Source organism: Marinobacter qingdaonensis (assembly GCF_034555935.1).
GTDB classification, from domain to species: Bacteria; Pseudomonadota; Gammaproteobacteria; order Pseudomonadales; family Oleiphilaceae; genus Marinobacter; species Marinobacter qingdaonensis.
The window spans coordinates 167,351-184,865 of the sequence record NZ_JAYDCJ010000005.1 but is presented as its reverse complement, the minus strand read 5'-3'; the positions used below and the strand labels follow the sequence as shown (position 1 = coordinate 184,865).

Below are 17,515 nucleotides of genomic sequence, written 5' to 3'. Positions count from 1 at the left end.
AAGTGAAACAGGCCTGCGCCGATGGTAGTGTGGCACTTGCCCATGTGAGAGTAGGTCATCGTCAGACTCCTAATACCAAAAACCCCAATCGCCCAGCGGTTGGGGTTTTTTATTGCCTGTAAAAAAAGCCCGGATAGCCGCCCGAAAAGCTGGTGGCCTTTGTTTTTTCGGCCCGCCTGGTGTTTAATCCGGCGGTACTCACTGTTCCGACCGGAAGACGTCTGATGAAGTCCAAAGCTTTGATTACCCTGTTAAGCGATGGCGCCGTGCACTCCGGCGAATCCCTGGCCACTGCGCTTGGGGTGAGTCGCACCGCTGTGTGGAAGCAAATCCGCCGTGCGATGGAGGAGGGGTTCCGGATTGAAACCATCCGGGGGCGGGGCTATCAGCTGCTGTCGACCGTGGATCTGCTGGATCGGGACGACATTCTGGCGGAACTGGCGCCGGAAACCCGGACCGGGTTGTCGCTTCGGGTACTGGACGAAGTGGACTCCACCAACGCCGAGGTGGTGCGCCAGATCGCAAATGGCGTCGATGGTGTGCCAGTCACCATCGCAGACTGCCAGACCGCTGGTCGAGGCCGGCGTGGCCGAGCCTGGAGCAGTCCCCGAGGCCAGAATCTGTACCTGAGCATGGGGCTGACTTTTCATGGTGGCTTTGCCGTGCTGGACGGACTCAGTCTGGTGCTTGGCGTGGCAGTCGCCAATGCCCTGGAGGGGCTGGGCGCCGAGGGTATAGGGCTAAAATGGCCGAATGATATCTTTCTGCCGCAGGGCAAACTCGGCGGGATTCTGGTTGAGTTGCAGGGCGAGCTTCAGGAAGGGGTCGTGCAGGTCATCGCCGGCATCGGGATTAATGTCCACATGGCCGATGCCAAAGAGGTGGATCAACCATGGAGCAGTCTGGGTGGATTTTACCCGGGCCAGTCCTGGTCCCGAAACCGGATCGCTGCCGCTATCATCAATGCGGTTCAGGATTCAGTAAGGATTTTTGCCGAGTATGGCTTCCAGGAATTCCGGGCACCCTGGCAGCAGCGGGACATCTTTGCCGGCCGTTCGCTCCAGGCTCGGGATGGTACGGTTAATGGCATGGGTTGCGGTATCGATGAGGGTGGTAACTATCTCGTGCGCACCGAAAGCGGAACGGTTGCGGTGCGAGCCGGTGAAATTTCCCTGAGGGTGTCGCCGTGAAGTTGCTGGTTGATGCCGGCAACTCCCGGCTGAAATGGCGCCTGGACGATCAGGGGCGCGTGGTCTCAAAGGGAATCGGTGCCCTCGACGAGCCCGAATGGCTGGCCGGCCTGGGGCCTTTTGCGGATAAGATTAGCGGGGTTGCCGTATCGACGGTGGCCTCGGAAGGCAGGCGTCTGGACTTGGCCAGCCAGTTGGCGCGGTTGACCTCCGCGCCGGTCCGTTTTCACTGGGCTGAACCCCAGAGGTCCGGTTTGGTCAACGGCTACACGGATTGCCAGAAAATGGGTGCGGACCGCTGGCACGCCATGTATGCCGCTTGGCGTCGCAGTGATCAGGGTGTGGCCGTGGTGGATGCCGGCAGCGCCGTTACGGTCGACTACGTGTCTGCCGGGGGGCAGCACCTCGGTGGCTTCATTTTACCCGGCCTGCAAATGATGGTGCGCAGCCTTCGGACGGACGCCGCCCGTATCGGGTTTGATCCGAGCCAAGCGCTGGATACGACGCCCGGGCTCTCCACCACCCAGTGCGTGAATCATGGCCTGGCCTGGTTAACGGCGGCGATGGTCGGGCGGATTCACGACGACGTCAAGCGCGCCGGATTGAGGCAAGTGCTGGTCACGGGAGGCGATGCTGATCGCCTGGTTGGCCTCGGCCTGAACGCGGTAGTGGCTCGGGAGCTGGTGCTGGATGGGTTGGCGCTGATTGACGAGGAGGATCAGAGGCCATGAGGTGGCTGGTCTTGTTCCTGGTGCTCGTCAACATCGTTGTCTGGTATGGGGCGGAAGCGCTCCAGCCGCCACCTGTGTCCGGCGCAGTGGGCGCAGGTAACTTACCGCGCGTGGCCAGTCTCAAGAGCGAAGCGCCGCCAGAACCCCCGGAGCCTGCGAGCGACGCGGCAGGGGCGGCGCCGGTACAGGCTGCCGCAGCCCAGTCGCAGCCCGAGCCCCCGGGGCTGGCCTGCGTGCGTCTGGGTTGGTTTGATAGTCGCGAGGTGGGGGAGGCTCTGGTGGCTAGCCAGCCTCTGGCCGACGAGGTGGGTATGGTGCTGGAAGAGCGGGTCCGCGAGCTTCCCTCTTTTCATTGGGTGATTATCCCGCCGCAGCCCAGGCCGGTTGCTCTGAAGCAGTTCCGGGGCATTCAGCGCCAGGGCATTGACTCCTACCTGGTGACCGAGGGCGAGAACCGAAACGCCATTTCCCTGGGGCTGTTCGAGTCCCGCTCGGCTGCAATATCCGTGCTTGAAGAAAAAAAAGGCCAGAATCTTAACGCAGTACTGGCCAACTTCCCCCGAAATCAGATAAGCTACGCGCTCGTTTTTAAGGCTGAGCCCGACCTCGCGGAGGATCTGGTTCAGGCGGTCGAGGCTGGCCGCGGCAGCAATTTTGATTTCATTGAAATCAACCCCTGTGAGGGTGTTGCAACGGCCGAAAAAAGTCCGTAGTATACCGCCCTCGCTGACGAGGCGAATGTGAGCTGGCGTAGCTCAGTTGGTAGAGCAGCTGACTTGTAATCAGCAGGTCGGGGGTTCGATTCCGTCCGCCAGCTCCACTTTAAGTTTTAACGGTTTCGCGGATGCGGGACTGACTCGGAGGGGTTCCCGAGTGGCCAAAGGGATCAGACTGTAAATCTGACGGCATCGCCTTCGCAGGTTCGAATCCTGCCCCCTCCACCACTAATTGCTTGCGGGCATCGTATAGTGGCTATTACCTCAGCCTTCCAAGCTGATGACGCGGGTTCGATTCCCGCTGCCCGCTCCAATTTGGTTTGCAATGCTCATGTAGCTCAGTCGGTAGAGCACACCCTTGGTAAGGGTGAGGTCGGCGGTTCAAATCCGCCCATGAGCTCCATTATTAATCCGGTCAACGTTATGATCCAGGTTGATTAGGGAGATTGGTCGAATGTCTAAAGAAAAGTTTGATCGCAGTAAGCCGCACTTGAACGTTGGCACCATTGGTCACGTTGACCATGGTAAGACCACTCTGACCGCTGCTCTGACTCGTGTATGTCACGAAGTTTGGGGTACAGGTTCTGCGAGCGCGTTCGACCAGATCGATAACGCACCGGAAGAGAAGGCGCGTGGTATCACCATCGCGACTTCCCACGTTGAGTACGACTCACCGACCCGTCACTACGCACACGTAGACTGCCCGGGCCACGCTGACTATGTGAAGAACATGATCACTGGTGCGGCGCAGATGGACGGCGCGATCCTGGTTTGCTCCGCTGCTGACGGCCCCATGCCGCAGACTCGTGAGCACATCCTGCTGTCCCGTCAGGTTGGCGTTCCTTACATCGTTGTGTTCCTGAACAAGGCCGACATGGTCGACGATGAAGAGCTGCTCGAGCTGGTTGAGATGGAAGTTCGTGATCTGCTGAGCCAGTACGACTTCCCGGGTGACGACACTCCGATCATCACCGGTTCCGCGCTGATGGCGCTGGAAGGCAAGGATGACAACGAGATGGGTACTACCGCTGTTAAGAAGCTGGTAGAAGCCCTGGACGACTACATCCCTGAGCCGGAGCGTGCGATCGATCAGCCGTTCCTGATGCCGATCGAGGACGTATTCTCCATCTCTGGTCGTGGTACCGTTGTTACCGGCCGTGTTGAGCGTGGCATCATCAAGACTGGTGATGAAGTTGAGATCGTGGGTATCCGCGAGACTCAGAAGACCACCTGTACTGGTGTTGAGATGTTCCGCAAGCTGCTCGACGAAGGTCGTGCGGGTGAGAACATCGGTGCGCTGCTGCGTGGCACCAAGCGTGACGACGTAGAGCGTGGCCAGGTTCTGTGTGTGCCGGGTTCCATCAAGCCGCACACCAAGTTCGAGTGCGAAGTGTACGTACTGAGCAAGGAAGAAGGCGGTCGTCATACTCCGTTCTTCAAGGGCTACCGCCCGCAGTTCTACTTCCGTACCACCGACGTAACCGGTTCTTGCGAACTGCCGGAAGGCGTAGAAATGGTTATGCCGGGTGACAACGTGAAGATGAGCGTTACCCTGATCGCTCCGATCGCCATGGAAGATGGCCTGCGCTTCGCGATTCGCGAAGGTGGCCGTACCGTTGGTGCCGGCGTGGTTGCCAAGATCATCGAGTAATTCGCTCGACGAAAGTGCACTGAGTTGTTTCGGTGCAGGCCAGTAGCTCAATTGGCAGAGCAGCGGTCTCCAAAACCGCAGGTTGGGGGTTCGATTCCCTCCTGGCCTGCCATTTTTAAACATCCGGATACATAAGTTGATTCCTATGGAGTCAAAAGCCGTTCAGTCAACCAGCCGTTTCGATTTTGCGAAGTGGCTGGTTGTTTTCGTTCTGATTGCCGCCGGTGTGGTTGGGAATCAGTATTTTAGTGCCGAGTCTCTGCTGTATCGGGTTCTGGCTCTCGTAGGTCTCGCCATTGTGGCGGCCCTGGTGGCCCTGCAGACCGATCGCGGTCGCCGTTTCGCGGCGCTGCTGAAAGAAGCGCGGGTAGAGATCCGGAAAGTCGTTTGGCCCACCAGGCCGGAGCTGGTGCAGACCACGGTTATTGTGGTTGTGTTCGTACTGGTTGTGGCTCTGTTGTTGTGGGGTATGGACTCGCTGATCAGTTGGCTGGTCGCCGGGTTTATCGGTTAACAGGAGTGGGCAATGGCTAAGCGCTGGTACGTCGTACATGCGTATTCTGGCTTTGAAAAGCACGTAATGCGCACCCTGAAAGAGCGCGTTGCGCTGAATGGCATGGAAGATAAATTCGGCGAAATCCTGGTCCCGACCGAAGAAGTGGTCGAGATGAGAGAGGGTAAGAAGCGCAAGAGTGAGCGCAAGTTCTACCCGGGATACGTACTCGTGCAGATGGAAATGGACGACGGCACGTGGCACCTTGTTAAGAATACGCCGCGCGTTTTGGGCTTTATCGGCGGTACGAAGGACAAGCCGGCGCCCATCACAGAGCGCGAGGCGGAAGCAATCCTGCGTCGAGTCGAGAGCGGTGCCGAGAAGCCCAAGCCGAAGACTCTGTTTGAGCCAGGTGAGATTGTTCGCGTCATTGAAGGACCGTTTGCGGACTTCAATGGTGTGGTCGAGGAAGTTGACTACGACAAGAGTCGGGTCAAGGTCGCTGTTCTGATTTTCGGTCGTTCAACTCCGGTAGAGCTGGAGTTTGGGCAGGTCGAGAAGGACTGATCAGGGCCTGAAAATCTGAAAGCTCGCGCGCTTTTGCGACGCGGGCTTTTTGTGTCTGCATGTAGCAGTTGTGAAACAGGGGAGCCGAAAGGCGTTTGAACCCACAGGAGAACTATCATGGCAAAGAAGATCGAAGCCTATATCAAGCTTCAGGTTGCCGCCGGTAAGGCCAACCCAAGTCCCCCCGTAGGTCCGGCGCTGGGTCAGCGCGGGGTAAACATCATGGAATTCTGTAAGGCGTTCAACGCCCAGACCCAGGACATGGAGCCTGGTCTGCCGATTCCGACCGTGATTACCGTCTACAGCGACCGTAGCTTCACGTTCATCACCAAGACTCCGCCGGCCCCGGTTCTGCTGAAGAAGGCCGCTGGCATCAAGAGCGGCTCCGGTCGTCCGAATACCGAGAAAGTCGGTACCGTGACCCGCGAGCAGCTGGAAGAGATCGCCAAGACCAAAGAGCCGGATTTGACTGCAGCCGATATGGATGCAGCGGTTCGTACCATCGCCGGAACAGCCCGCAGCATGGGCCTGAACGTGGAGGGCCTGTAACATGGCTAAGCTGAGCAAGCGTCAGAAGCTGATTCGCGAAAAGGTCGATTCTACCCGCGCCTACTCCGTGGACGAGGCCGTTGCCCTGCTGGTTGAGCTGGGTCAGAACGTCAAGTTCAAGGAGTCTGTGGACGTTGCCGTAAATCTGGGCGTTGATGCGCGTAAATCGGACCAAGTGGTTCGTAGCAGCACCGTTCTGCCCCACGGCACTGGCAAGTCTGTGCGTGTTGCAGTATTCACCCAGGGCGCCAACGCCGAGAAAGCCACTGCTGCTGGCGCAGACGTGGTTGGTATGGACGACCTGGCTGACGAAGTTAAGAAAGGCAACATGGATTTCGACGTGGTTATCGCCACTCCGGACGCCATGCGTGTCGTTGGCCAGCTGGGCCAGATCCTGGGCCCTCGTGGCCTGATGCCGAACCCGAAGGTCGGTACCGTGACCCCGGACGTTGAGACTGCGGTCAAGAACGCCAAGGCTGGTCAGGTTCGCTACCGCACCGACAAGAACGGCATTATCCACGCTCCGCTGGGTAACGTTGAATTCTCTGCTCAGAACATCAAGGAAAACCTTGAAGCTCTGATCGCAGACCTGAAAAAGGCCAAGCCTTCATCGGCGAAGGGCGTGTATCTGAAGAAGATCACCGTTTCTTCGACCATGGGTCCTGGCCTGACTATCGATCAGAGCGGTCTGGCTATCTGATCCTCTGAACGGTAGTTACTTTGTAGTCTAGGCGGAAGCCAAGGCTGTCAAAGACCGCAGGCCCCCGAGGCCCTCCGCGTGCAGAGGGTCACAAGGGTTAAAGCAACGCCTGCGCAGACGGTGTGAAGACGTTCTCTCTGAACCCAAACACCGTTAAGGCGCCCGCAAGGGCAATGATGGGTTTGCCGGGAAAGACCCGGCGAAATCGAGGAGAAATCCAGTGGCAATTAGACTCGAAGACAAGAAAGCGATCGTCGCTGAAGTCAACGAGACTGCCGGTGGTGCTCTGTCTGTGGTAATGGCTGACTACCGTGGTGTCACTTCCGGTGACATGACGGCGCTTCGTGCCAAAGCTCGTGCCGAAAATGTGGTCCTGAAGGTTGTTCGTAACAACCTGGCGAAGATCTCAATTCGCGGTACTGAGTTTGAGTGCATCGATGAAGCGTTGGTTGGTCCGACTCTGCTGGCCTTCTCTATGGAAGATCCGGGCGCGGCTGCGCGTCTGCTGAAGGATTTTGCCAAAGAGAAAGAAGCGTTCGAAATCAAAGGTCTTGCAGTCGGCGGTGAGCTGATGGGCGCAGACCAGATCGATCGCCTCGCCAAGCTGCCGACACGTCACGAGGCGTTGTCTATGCTGGCCGCGGTTACACAGGCTCCGATCACCAAGCTGGCACGTACACTGAACGAAGTTCCTTCGAAAGTGACGCGTGCAGTAGCGGCAGTTCGAGACCAGAAGCAAGAAGCTGCTTGATTCTGTTGAACACCATTTTTTATTTTTTTGGGAGAAAGTCATGGCTCTGTCTAACGAAGACATTTTGAACGCAATCGCAGAAATGAGCGTAATGGACGTAGTTGCGCTTGTTGAAGCAATGGAAGAGAAGTTCGGCGTATCTGCCGCTGCAGCCGTTGCTGCTGCACCTGCAGCTGCCGGCGGCGACGCTGCCGCTGCTGAAGAGCAGACCGAATTTGACGTTGTTCTGACCGGTGCCGGTGAGAAGAAAGTCAACGTAATCAAGGCCGTTCGTGAACTGACCGGCCTGGGTCTGAAAGAAGCGAAGGAAATGGTCGACGGCGCGCCTTCCACCATCAAGGAAGCCGCTAGCAAAGACGACGCTGAAGAAGCCAAGAAGAAGCTTGAGGAAGCAGGCGCTTCTGTTGAGCTCAAGTAAGAGTCGGCCTTTGATCGACACCGTGCATTAAGCATGGACGGGCTGGTGGCTTATGCCACCGGCCTTTTTCTGTTTGTTGTATATGCTATAGAGTCTGGTGAGCACTTACAGGTCGATGTCAGATCTATAACCTACAGCCAGAGTCTTGTTCAAGACGGCGCGATAAGCCGAGCAATTCGGCCCCGAAGCAGAACAATGGTTGCTTCTTGATACCAGGTATCAGGTCTAAAGCTGGGGAATGCAGATGACTTACTCCTACACTGAGAAAAAGCGGATTCGCAAAGATTTTAGTAAATTGCCTTCCGTGATGGATGTCCCCTATTTGCTGTCTATTCAGCTGGATTCGTTCCGGGACTTCCTGCAAATGGAAGCCGCACCAGAGGACCGTCGGGAAACCGGTCTTCACGCAGCATTCAAATCCGTATTCCCGATTGTCAGTTACTCTGGCAACGCCGCGCTCGAATACGTGAGTTACCGTATCGGTGAGCCGGTTTTCGATGTCAAGGAATGCCAGCTTAGGGGCGTAACCTATGCAGCGCCGCTGCGGGTGAAAGTCCGCCTTATCATCTATGATAAGGAATCGTCCAACAAGGCGATCAAGGACATCAAAGAGCAGGAAGTCTACATGGGCGAAATGCCCTTGATGACTGAAAACGGTACCTTCGTTATCAATGGTACCGAGCGTGTAATCGTTTCCCAGCTGCACCGCTCGCCGGGTGTGTTCTTCGATCACGACAAGGGCAAGACCCATTCCTCCGGCAAGCTGTTGTACTCTGCCCGGGTGATTCCTTACCGTGGCTCCTGGCTCGATTTCGAGTTCGATCCGAAGGACTCCGTGTTCGTTCGTATCGACCGTCGCCGGAAGCTGCCTGCCTCTATCCTCCTGCGCGCTCTGGGTTACACCTCCGAGCAGATGCTGGAGATGTTTTTCGAAACCAGTAAGTTCAGCCTGGGCGCCGATGTGTGCAAGCTGGAGCTGGTGCCAAGCCGTCTGCGTGGCGACATTGCGACCTTCGACATCAAGGACAACGACGGCAAGGTCATTGTCGAGGAAGGTCGTCGTATCACCGCTCGCCACATCAAGCAGCTTGAAAAAGCCGGCATCAGCGAGCTGGAAGTGCCGACCGAGTACCTGCACGGTCGGGTTCTGGCCAAGGACATGGTCGACACCAAGACTGGCGAAGTGCTGGTCGAGTGTAACTCCGAACTGACCGAAGAGCTGATCACCAAGATCCTGGACGCGGGTGTTACCGAGATTGAGACTCTGTACACCAACGACCTCGATTGTGGTCCGTTCATGTCCGACACCCTGCGCATCGACCCGACCCGCACCCCGCTGGAAGCGCTGGTCGAGATTTACCGCATGATGCGCCCGGGCGAGCCGCCCACCAAGGAGTCGGCGGAAAACCTGTTCAACAACCTGTTCTTCTCCGAAGAGCGGTATGACCTGTCCGCCGTTGGCCGGATGAAGCTGAACCGTCGCCTGCGTCGTGAAGAGAGCACGGGCGAAGGCATCCTGACCCACGAAGACATCATCGACGTGCTCAAGACGTTGATCGATATCCGTAATGGTCAGGGCAACGTCGACGACATCGATAACCTCGGTAACCGTCGGGTTCGGTGTGTCGGTGAAATGGCCGAGAACCAGTTCCGTGTTGGTCTGGTGCGGGTTGAGCGCGCGGTGCGCGAGCGTCTGAGCCTGGCCGAGAGCGAAGGCCTGATGCCGCAGGACCTGATCAACGCCAAGCCGGTGGCAGCCGCGGTCAAGGAGTTCTTCGGCTCCAGCCAGCTGTCCCAGTTCATGGACCAGAATAACCCGCTGTCCGAAGTGACTCACAAGCGCCGGATCTCGGCCCTTGGCCCAGGCGGTCTGACCCGTGAGCGTGCCGGCTTCGAAGTCCGGGACGTACACCCGACCCACTACGGTCGCGTGTGTCCAATCGAGACGCCGGAAGGTCCGAACATCGGTCTGATCAACTCCCTGGCGACCTACGCCCGTTCCAACTCCTACGGCTTCCTGGAAAGCCCGTACCGGAAGGTGGTCGATGGCGTGGTGACCGACGAAGTGGTGTACCTGTCGGCCATCGAGGAAAGCAACTACGTCATCGCCCAGGCAAGCGCGGCGATGGACGAGGAAAGCAAGCGCCTCACCGATGAGCTGGTAACCGTTCGCCACCAGAACGAATTCACCGTGATGCCGCCGGAAAGCGTCAACTTCATGGACGTGTCGCCGCGTCAGGTTGTGTCCGTGGCGGCATCCCTGATTCCGTTCCTGGAGCACGACGACGCCAACCGGGCCCTGATGGGTGCCAACATGCAGCGTCAGGCGGTTCCGACCCTGCGTTCCCAGGTGCCGCTGGTCGGTACCGGTGTTGAGCGTACCGTGGCTCAGGATTCCGGTGTCTGTGTCACTGCCCGTCGCGGTGGTGTGATTGAGAGCGTTGACGCCGCCCGTATCGTTGTTCGTGTGAACAACGAAGAGACCGAGGCCGGTGACGCGGGTGTGGATATCTACAACCTCACCAAGTACACCCGGTCCAACCAGAACACCTGCATCAACCAGCGCTCGATCGTTCGTCAGGGCGATAACGTGGCCCGTGGTGACGTGCTGGCCGACGGTCCGTCCGTCGATCTGGGTGAGCTGGCCCTGGGTCAGAACATGCGCATCGCGTTCATGCCCTGGAACGGCTACAACTTCGAGGACTCCATCCTCATTTCCGAGAAAGTGGTGCAGGAAGACCGCCTGACCACCATCCACATTCAGGAACTGACCTGTGTGGCGCGGGACACCAAGCTGGGCAGCGAGGAAATCACCGCCGACATCCCGAACGTGGGTGAGAGCGCGCTGGCCAAGCTGGATGAGTCTGGCATTGTCTACATCGGCGCCGAAGTGGGCCCCGGGGACATCCTGGTGGGCAAGGTGACGCCGAAGGGCGAGACCCAGCTGACTCCGGAAGAGAAGCTGCTGCGTGCGATCTTCGGTGAGAAGGCGTCTGACGTGAAAGACACCTCCTCCCGGGTTCCGACCGGTACCCGCGGTACCGTTATCGATGTCCAGGTCTTTACCCGTGACGGCATCGAGAAGGACCAGCGTGCCCAGTCCATCGAGAAGGAGCAGCTGGATCAGTACCGCAAGGACCTGAAGGACGAATACCGGATCGTTGAAGGTGCCACCTTCGAGCGTCTGATGAACGCGCTGAAGGGGCAGGAAGTGATCAGTGGTCCTGGCCTGAAGAAGGGTGCGACCCTGGACGAGAGCTACCTGGGCGAGCTCGAGCGCGCGGACTGGTTCAAGCTGCGGATGAAGGACGACAGCCTGAACGAGCTGCTGGAGAAGTCCGAGCAGGGCCTGGAAGATCGCAAGAAAGAGCATGAGGCTCGCTTCGACGACAAGAAGGGCAAGCTGCAGCAGGGCGACGACCTGGCGCCGGGCGTGCTCAAGATCGTCAAGGTGTACCTGGCAATCAAGCGTCGGATCCAGCCGGGTGACAAGATGGCCGGCCGTCACGGTAACAAGGGTGTTATCTCCTCGGTCATGCCGATCGAAGACATGCCCTACGACGAGTACGGCAACACCGTCGACGTGGTGCTGAACCCGCTGGGTGTACCGTCGCGGATGAATGTGGGTCAGGTCCTGGAAACCCATCTGGGTGCCGCTGCCAAGGGTCTGGGTGAGCGTATCAGCCAGATGCTGGACGAGCAGCGCAAGGTGGCTGAGCTGCGCAAGCTGCTGGACGAGATCTACAACCACTCGGACGAAGTGTTCAAGGTGGACCTGGATTCGCTCAGCGACAAGGAGATCCTGGAGCTGTGCGGCAACCTGCGCTCAGGTGTACCCATGGCGACGCCGGTCTTCGATGGCGCCAAGGAAGCCGAAGTCAAGCGCATGCTGGAGCTGGCTGGCCTGAGCACCACCGGTCAGACCAAGCTGTACGACGGCCGCACAGGCGATGCCTTTGATCGTCCGGTGACCGTGGGCTACATGTACATCCTGAAGCTGAACCACCTGATCGACGACAAGATGCACGCTCGTTCCACCGGTTCCTACAGCCTGGTTACCCAGCAGCCGCTGGGTGGTAAGGCGCAGTTCGGTGGCCAGCGCTTCGGTGAGATGGAAGTCTGGGCCCTCGAGGCCTACGGTGCGGCGTATACGCTGCAGGAAATGCTTACCGTCAAGTCTGATGACGTCAACGGTCGGACCAAGATGTACAAGAACATTGTCGATGGTGACCATCGCATGGAGCCGGGCATGCCCGAATCCTTCAACGTTCTTGTCAAGGAAATCCGCTCGTTGGGTATCGACATCGAGCTGGAATCCGAGTGAGCCGAATTGTTTTTGGCAGCGTGAGCGGGCACCCCGTGTGCCCGCCCGAGATTAACGCCATCCGGAGCTTTTACTGATGAAAGATTTGCTGAATCTTCTCAAGAGCCAGAACCAAAGCAAGGAATTTGATGCCATCCGCATTGGTCTGGCATCGCCTGACATGATTCGCTCATGGTCTTTTGGCGAAGTGAAGAAGCCTGAGACCATCAACTACCGTACCTTCAAGCCGGAGCGTGACGGTCTTTTCTGTGCCAAGATTTTCGGCCCGATCAAGGACTACGAGTGCCTGTGCGGCAAGTACAAGCGCCTCAAGCATCGCGGCGTGATCTGCGAGAAGTGTGGCGTGGAAGTGGCACTGGCGAGCGTGCGTCGTGAGCGCATGGGCCACATTGAGCTGGCCAGCCCGGTCGCTCACATCTGGTTCCTGAAATCACTGCCGTCCCGCATCGGTCTGATGCTGGACATGACCCTGCGCGACATCGAGCGGGTCCTGTACTTTGAATCCTTTATCGTTATCGACCCGGGTATGACGACCCTGGAGAAGGGCCAGCTGCTGAACGATGAGCAGTACTACGAAGCCCTGGAAGAGTTCGGTGACGAATTCGACGCCCGCATGGGCGCCGAGGCGGTCAAGGAGCTGCTGGAAGGTATCGACCTGCAGGCGGAAGTGGACGCCCTGCGCGAGGAGATCCCGCAGACCAACTCCGAGACCAAGATCAAGAAGTTCAGCAAGCGCCTGAAGATCCTTGAGGCGTTCCTGTACTCAGGCAACAAGCCGGGCGACATGGTCATGACCGTGCTGCCGGTCCTGCCGCCGGATCTGCGTCCGCTGGTGCCGCTGGACGGCGGCCGGTTCGCGACCTCCGACCTGAACGATCTGTACCGTCGGGTGATCAACCGGAACAACCGTCTGAAGCGTCTGCTCGAGCTGAACGCCCCGGACATCATCGTGCGCAACGAAAAGCGCATGCTCCAGGAAGCAGTGGATGCGTTGCTGGACAACGGCCGTCGCGGCCGTGCCATCACCGGCACCAACAAGCGCCCGCTGAAGTCCCTGGCTGACATGATCAAGGGTAAGCAGGGCCGCTTCCGTCAGAACCTGCTGGGTAAACGGGTCGACTACTCCGGTCGTTCCGTGATCGTGGTTGGTCCGTACCTGCGTCTGCACCAGTGCGGTCTGCCCAAGAAGATGGCCCTGGAGCTGTTCAAGCCGTTCATTTTCTCCAAGCTGGAGCATCGCGGGCTGGCGACCACCATCAAGGCCGCCAAGAAGATGGTCGAGCGCGAGGAAGGCGTGGTCTGGGATATCCTGGACGAAGTCATCCGTGAGCACCCGATCATGCTGAACCGTGCGCCGACCCTGCACCGTCTGGGTATCCAGGCGTTTGAGCCGGTGCTGATCGAAGGCAAGGCCATTCAGCTGCACCCGCTGGTGTGTGCGGCCTACAACGCCGACTTCGACGGTGACCAGATGGCGGTACACGTACCGCTGACCCTGGAAGCCCAGCTGGAAGCCCGTGCGTTGATGATGTCCACCAACAACGTACTGTCGCCGGCCAACGGCGAGCCGATCATCGTACCGTCCCAGGACGTGGTACTCGGTCTGTACTACATGACCCGTGAGCGCGAGAGTGCGCTGGGCGAGGGCATGACCTTTGCCGACGTGAAAGAAGCGCATCGCGCCTACGGCGCTGGCAAGGTGGATCTGCAGGCCAAGGTCAAGGTTCGGGTCAAGGAAGTGGCGATTGCCGAAGACGGCTCGCGCTCCGAGGCCTACAACATTGTTGAGACCACGGTGGGTCGTGCCCTGCTGTTTGACATCGTGCCGGATGGCCTGTCCTTCGAGCTGGTCAACAAGCCGATGGTCAAGAAGGCGATCTCCAACCTGATCAACACCTGTTACCGGGATGCCGGTCTGAAAGACACCGTCATCTTTGCGGACCAGCTCATGTACATGGGCTATCACTACGCTACGGTCTCTGGCATCTCGATCGGTTTCAACGACTTCGAGATTCCGCCGGAGAAATACGAGCTGGTTGATGCCGCTTCCGAGGAAGTGAAGGACATCGAGACCCAGTACGCGTCCGGTCTGCTCACCCAGGGCGAGAAGTACAACAAGGTCATCGATATCTGGTCCCGGGCCAACGACAAGGTCTCCAAGGCCATGATGGAGCGTCTGGCGAAAGAGCAGGTCATCGGACCTGACGGCCAGCCGGTCAAGGGTGAGGACGGCGAAGACCTGATGCAGGAGTCGTTCAACTCGGTTTACATGATGGCCGACTCCGGCGCCCGGGGTTCCGCGGCCCAGATCCGTCAGCTCGCCGGTATGCGGGGCCTGATGGCCAAGCCGGACGGTTCCATCATCGAGACGCCGATCACAGCGAACTTCCGTGAGGGTCTGAACGTACTCCAGTACTTCATCTCCACCCACGGTGCTCGTAAGGGTCTGGCCGATACCGCCCTGAAGACCGCGAACTCCGGTTACCTGACCCGTCGTCTGGTTGACGTGTCCCAGGATCTGGTGGTCACCGAGGAAGACTGTGGTACCGACGAAGGTCTGCTGATGACGCCGCACATCGAAGGCGGCGACGTCGTGGTACCGCTGGGCGACCGTGTTCTGGGTCGGGTAACGGCGCGCGATGCCTTCACACCGACTGATAAGGACAACGCCGTTGTTCCGGCCGGCACCCTGCTTGACGAGAAAACCGTCGAAGCGCTGGAGCGCGCCGGTGTGGACGAGGTTTGGGTACGCTCCGCGATTACCTGTGAGACTCGCCACGGTATCTGCTCCAAGTGTTACGGCCGTGACCTGGCCCGTGGCCATCAGGTCAACGTGGGTGAGGCCGTGGGCGTCATCGCCGCCCAGTCGATCGGTGAGCCGGGTACCCAGCTGACCATGCGGACCTTCCACATCGGTGGCGCGGCAAGCCGGGCCTCCGCGGTTGACAATATTCAGGTCAAGCACGGCGGCACCGTTCGTCTGCACAACCTGAAGTCGATCGAGAAGAACGATGGCTCCCTGGTTGTGGTATCCCGCTCCTCCGCACTGGCCATTGCCGACGAGCAGGGTCGTGAGCGCGAGTGGTACAAGCTGCCGTACGGCGCCGTCCTGTCGGTCAAGCACGGCGATGCCGTCGAAGCCGGTGTGGTGGTTGCCAAGTGGGATCCGCACACTCACCCGATCATTGCCGAAGCCGAAGGCACCGCGAAGTTCGTCAACATGGATCAGGGCATTACCGTCCGGACCCAGACCGACGAGCTGACTGGCCTGTCGACCATGGAAGTGATCGACCCGAAAGAGCGTCCGGCTGCTGGTAAGGACATCCGTCCGGCGATCCAGATGCTCGACGCCAGCGGCAACGATGTCGAGCTGCCGGGTGGCGGCGCCGCGATCTACTTCCTGCCGGCCAACGCCCTGGTGACCATGGCCAACGGCGCACGGATCGAGCTGGGTGACGTGGTTGCCCGGATTCCGCAGGAAAGCTCGAAGACCCGGGACATCACCGGTGGTCTGCCGCGGGTTGCCGACCTGTTCGAGGCCCGTCGCCCGAAAGAGTCGTCCATCCTGGCGGAAATCAGCGGCATGGTGTCCTTCGGCAAGGAAACCAAGGGCAAGAAGCGCCTGGTCATCACCCCGAAAGATGGTGATGCCTACGAGGTGCTGATTCCCAAGCATCGTCAGCTCAACGTGTTCGAGGGCGAAACCGTTGAGAAGGGCGAGGTAATCTCCGACGGTCCGTCCAACCCGCACGACATTCTGCGTCTGCTGGGCGTGGTGGAACTGGCGAAGTACATCACCAATGAAATCCAGGACGTTTACCGTCTGCAGGGTGTTGTCATCAACGATAAACACATCGAGGTTATCGTGCGCCAGATGCTCCGGAAGGTAGAAATCACCGATCCGGGCGACACCTCGCTGCTGTCCGGTGACCAGGTGGAAATCACCCAGGTGCTGGAAGAGAACGAGAAGGCCAACACGGCCGACAAGGAGCCGGCGCGGTTCGATCGCCTGCTGCTGGGTATCACCAAGGCCTCCCTGGCAACCGAGTCGTTCATTTCGGCGGCGTCGTTCCAGGAGACTACTCGGGTTCTTACCGAAGGTGCGGTCACCGGCAAGCGCGATTACCTGCGCGGTCTGAAGGAAAACGTGGTGGTGGGTCGACTGATCCCGGCCGGTACCGGTCTTGCGTACCACAACGAGCGTCGTCGCAAGCGCGACCTGGAAGCCCAGGGCGTGACCGCGGCCGACGTCGAAGAAGCTCTGAGTGCCGAGCTCAACCGCGAAAGCTGAGTTGGGGCGGTGCGCCACCTCCGGGTAGTTACCTACCCGGCGGGTGGTTAAAAAGAGACCAGTCATCTTGACTGTCCAGGGGCGCAGGCTTACACTTGCGTCCCTTAAATTTTACCCCCTGTCTAGGGGGTAAGTTTCATTGATATGGTTTTTTGGAGTTTGCTTACATGGCAACGATTAATCAGTTGGTGCGTAAGCCTCGTAAGCGCAAGGTAGCCAAGAGCGACGTTCCTGCTCTCCAGGCCTGCCCTCAGCGCCGTGGTGTGTGCACTCGTGTGTACACCACAACGCCGAAGAAGCCGAACTCAGCACTGCGTAAAGTGTGCCGTGTTCGTCTGACCAACGGCTACGAGGTTTCCTCTTACATTGGTGGTGAAGGTCACAACCTTCAGGAGCACAGTGTTGTGCTGATCCGTGGCGGTCGTGTAAAGGACCTTCCGGGTGTGCGCTATCACACTGTTCGCGGAACGCTGGACACCCAGGGTGTACAGAACCGTAAGCAGGGCCGCTCCAAGTACGGTGCAAAACGACCCAAGTCCTGATGTCCCACACGGGTGTCTTTTATCGTTGCTTGTCAGAACGGTAAGAGTAAGGCTGAGTAGCATTGTGCTATCTCAGGGGTTCCTGAAGACCTTTTAGATATATTAAGGGCTTATCGATGCCTAGAAGAAGAGTTGCAGCTAAGCGGGAGATTATCCCGGATCCGAAATTCGGCAGTGCACGTCTTGCCAAGTTCATCAACCACGTGATGGAAAGCGGTAAGAAAGCGGTTGCAGAGCGCATTGTTTACGGCGCGCTCGATATTGTTGCCGAAAAATCCAAGGAAGAGCCGATCGACATGTTCGAGAAGGCCCTGGAAAACATCCAGCCGATGGTGGAAGTAAAGTCCCGTCGTGTGGGTGGTGCTACCTACCAGGTGCCCGTAGAAGTACGGCCTTCCCGTCAGAACGCGCTGGCCATGCGCTGGCTCGTAGAATTTTCACGGAAGCGCGGTGAGAAGTCCATGGCGCAGCGTCTTGCTGGCGAGATTCTGGACGCCGCTGACAGCAAAGGCTCCGCTGTTAAGAAGCGCGAAGACGTTCATCGCATGGCAGAAGCCAACAAGGCGTTCTCTCACTTCCGTTTCTAATCAGC

14 protein-coding genes and 5 tRNA genes are annotated in these 17,515 nt (G+C 58.7%); all 19 read left to right on the top strand.

All coding sequences use genetic code 11. The features are described 5' to 3' along the window. Positions 1-224: 224 nt before the first annotated feature. The 19 genes from U5822_RS18340 (at position 225) to rpsG (ending at position 17,510) form a co-directional block, all read left to right on the top strand. Complete coding sequence (locus U5822_RS18340) at positions 225-1,190, top strand: biotin--[acetyl-CoA-carboxylase] ligase (protein ID WP_322857106.1); 966 nt, start codon at positions 225-227, stop codon at positions 1,188-1,190. Continuing rightward, complete coding sequence (locus U5822_RS18335; protein ID WP_322857105.1) at positions 1,187-1,921, top strand: type III pantothenate kinase; 735 nt, start codon at positions 1,187-1,189, stop codon at positions 1,919-1,921. Before U5822_RS18340 ends, U5822_RS18335 begins: the two co-directional genes overlap by 4 nt. After that, positions 1,918-2,634, top strand: a complete 717-nt coding sequence (locus U5822_RS18330) for a hypothetical protein (protein ID WP_322857104.1) — start codon at positions 1,918-1,920, stop codon at positions 2,632-2,634. The genes U5822_RS18335 and U5822_RS18330 overlap by 4 nt, the downstream gene beginning before the upstream one ends. Before the next feature lie 31 nt (positions 2,635-2,665). After that, positions 2,666-2,741: transfer RNA gene (locus tag U5822_RS18325), tRNA-Thr, on the top strand. A 39-nt stretch (positions 2,742-2,780) separates the two neighbouring features. Then, positions 2,781-2,865: transfer RNA gene (locus tag U5822_RS18320), tRNA-Tyr, on the top strand. A gap of 10 nt (positions 2,866-2,875) precedes the next feature. Continuing rightward, a tRNA-Gly gene (locus U5822_RS18315) sits at positions 2,876-2,950 on the top strand. 14 nt (positions 2,951-2,964) lie between these two features. After that, a tRNA-Thr gene (locus tag U5822_RS18310) sits at positions 2,965-3,040 on the top strand. A gap of 51 nt (positions 3,041-3,091) precedes the next feature. Then, a complete protein-coding gene (tuf, locus tag U5822_RS18305; RefSeq protein ID WP_322857096.1) occupies positions 3,092-4,288 on the top strand; it encodes an elongation factor Tu in 1,197 nt (398 codons plus the stop codon). A gap of 36 nt (positions 4,289-4,324) precedes the next feature. Continuing rightward, positions 4,325-4,400, top strand: a tRNA-Trp gene (locus tag U5822_RS18300). Positions 4,401-4,433: 33 nt separating this feature from the next. After that, a complete protein-coding gene (gene secE / locus U5822_RS18295; RefSeq protein ID WP_322857112.1) occupies positions 4,434-4,802 on the top strand; it encodes a preprotein translocase subunit SecE in 369 nt (122 codons plus the stop codon). Positions 4,803-4,814: 12 nt separating this feature from the next. Then, a complete protein-coding gene (gene nusG, locus U5822_RS18290; RefSeq protein ID WP_322857103.1) occupies positions 4,815-5,348 on the top strand; it encodes a transcription termination/antitermination protein NusG in 534 nt (177 codons plus the stop codon). A gap of 117 nt (positions 5,349-5,465) precedes the next feature. Beyond that, positions 5,466-5,897: a 50S ribosomal protein L11 gene (gene rplK / locus U5822_RS18285; protein WP_041343263.1), complete on the top strand. Its 432-nt coding sequence runs from the start codon at positions 5,466-5,468 to the stop codon at positions 5,895-5,897. 1 nt (position 5,898) lies between these two features. Beyond that, positions 5,899-6,597 (top strand): 50S ribosomal protein L1, encoded by a 699-nt coding sequence (rplA, locus tag U5822_RS18280; RefSeq protein ID WP_322857102.1) that lies wholly within the window; start codon positions 5,899-5,901, stop codon positions 6,595-6,597. A 220-nt stretch (positions 6,598-6,817) separates the two neighbouring features. Next, complete coding sequence (gene rplJ / locus U5822_RS18275) at positions 6,818-7,348, top strand: 50S ribosomal protein L10 (RefSeq protein ID WP_322857101.1); 531 nt, start codon at positions 6,818-6,820, stop codon at positions 7,346-7,348. A gap of 40 nt (positions 7,349-7,388) precedes the next feature. Further along, positions 7,389-7,766 carry a 50S ribosomal protein L7/L12 gene (gene rplL, locus U5822_RS18270; protein WP_322857100.1) on the top strand — a complete coding sequence of 126 codons (378 nt, stop codon included), beginning with the start codon at positions 7,389-7,391 and terminating at the stop codon, positions 7,764-7,766. A 244-nt stretch (positions 7,767-8,010) separates the two neighbouring features. Then, complete coding sequence (rpoB, locus tag U5822_RS18265) at positions 8,011-12,090, top strand: DNA-directed RNA polymerase subunit beta (RefSeq protein WP_322857099.1); 4,080 nt, start codon at positions 8,011-8,013, stop codon at positions 12,088-12,090. A gap of 76 nt (positions 12,091-12,166) precedes the next feature. Beyond that, positions 12,167-16,381 (top strand): DNA-directed RNA polymerase subunit beta', encoded by a 4,215-nt coding sequence (gene rpoC / locus U5822_RS18260; protein WP_322857098.1) that lies wholly within the window; start codon positions 12,167-12,169, stop codon positions 16,379-16,381. A 167-nt stretch (positions 16,382-16,548) separates the two neighbouring features. After that, positions 16,549-16,923, top strand: coding sequence for a 30S ribosomal protein S12 (rpsL, locus tag U5822_RS18255; RefSeq protein WP_008174844.1), 375 nt, complete (start codon positions 16,549-16,551; stop codon positions 16,921-16,923). Between the two features lie 116 nt (positions 16,924-17,039). After that, positions 17,040-17,510, top strand: coding sequence for a 30S ribosomal protein S7 (gene rpsG / locus U5822_RS18250; protein WP_219478285.1), 471 nt, complete (start codon positions 17,040-17,042; stop codon positions 17,508-17,510). Positions 17,511-17,515 lie beyond the last annotated feature (5 nt).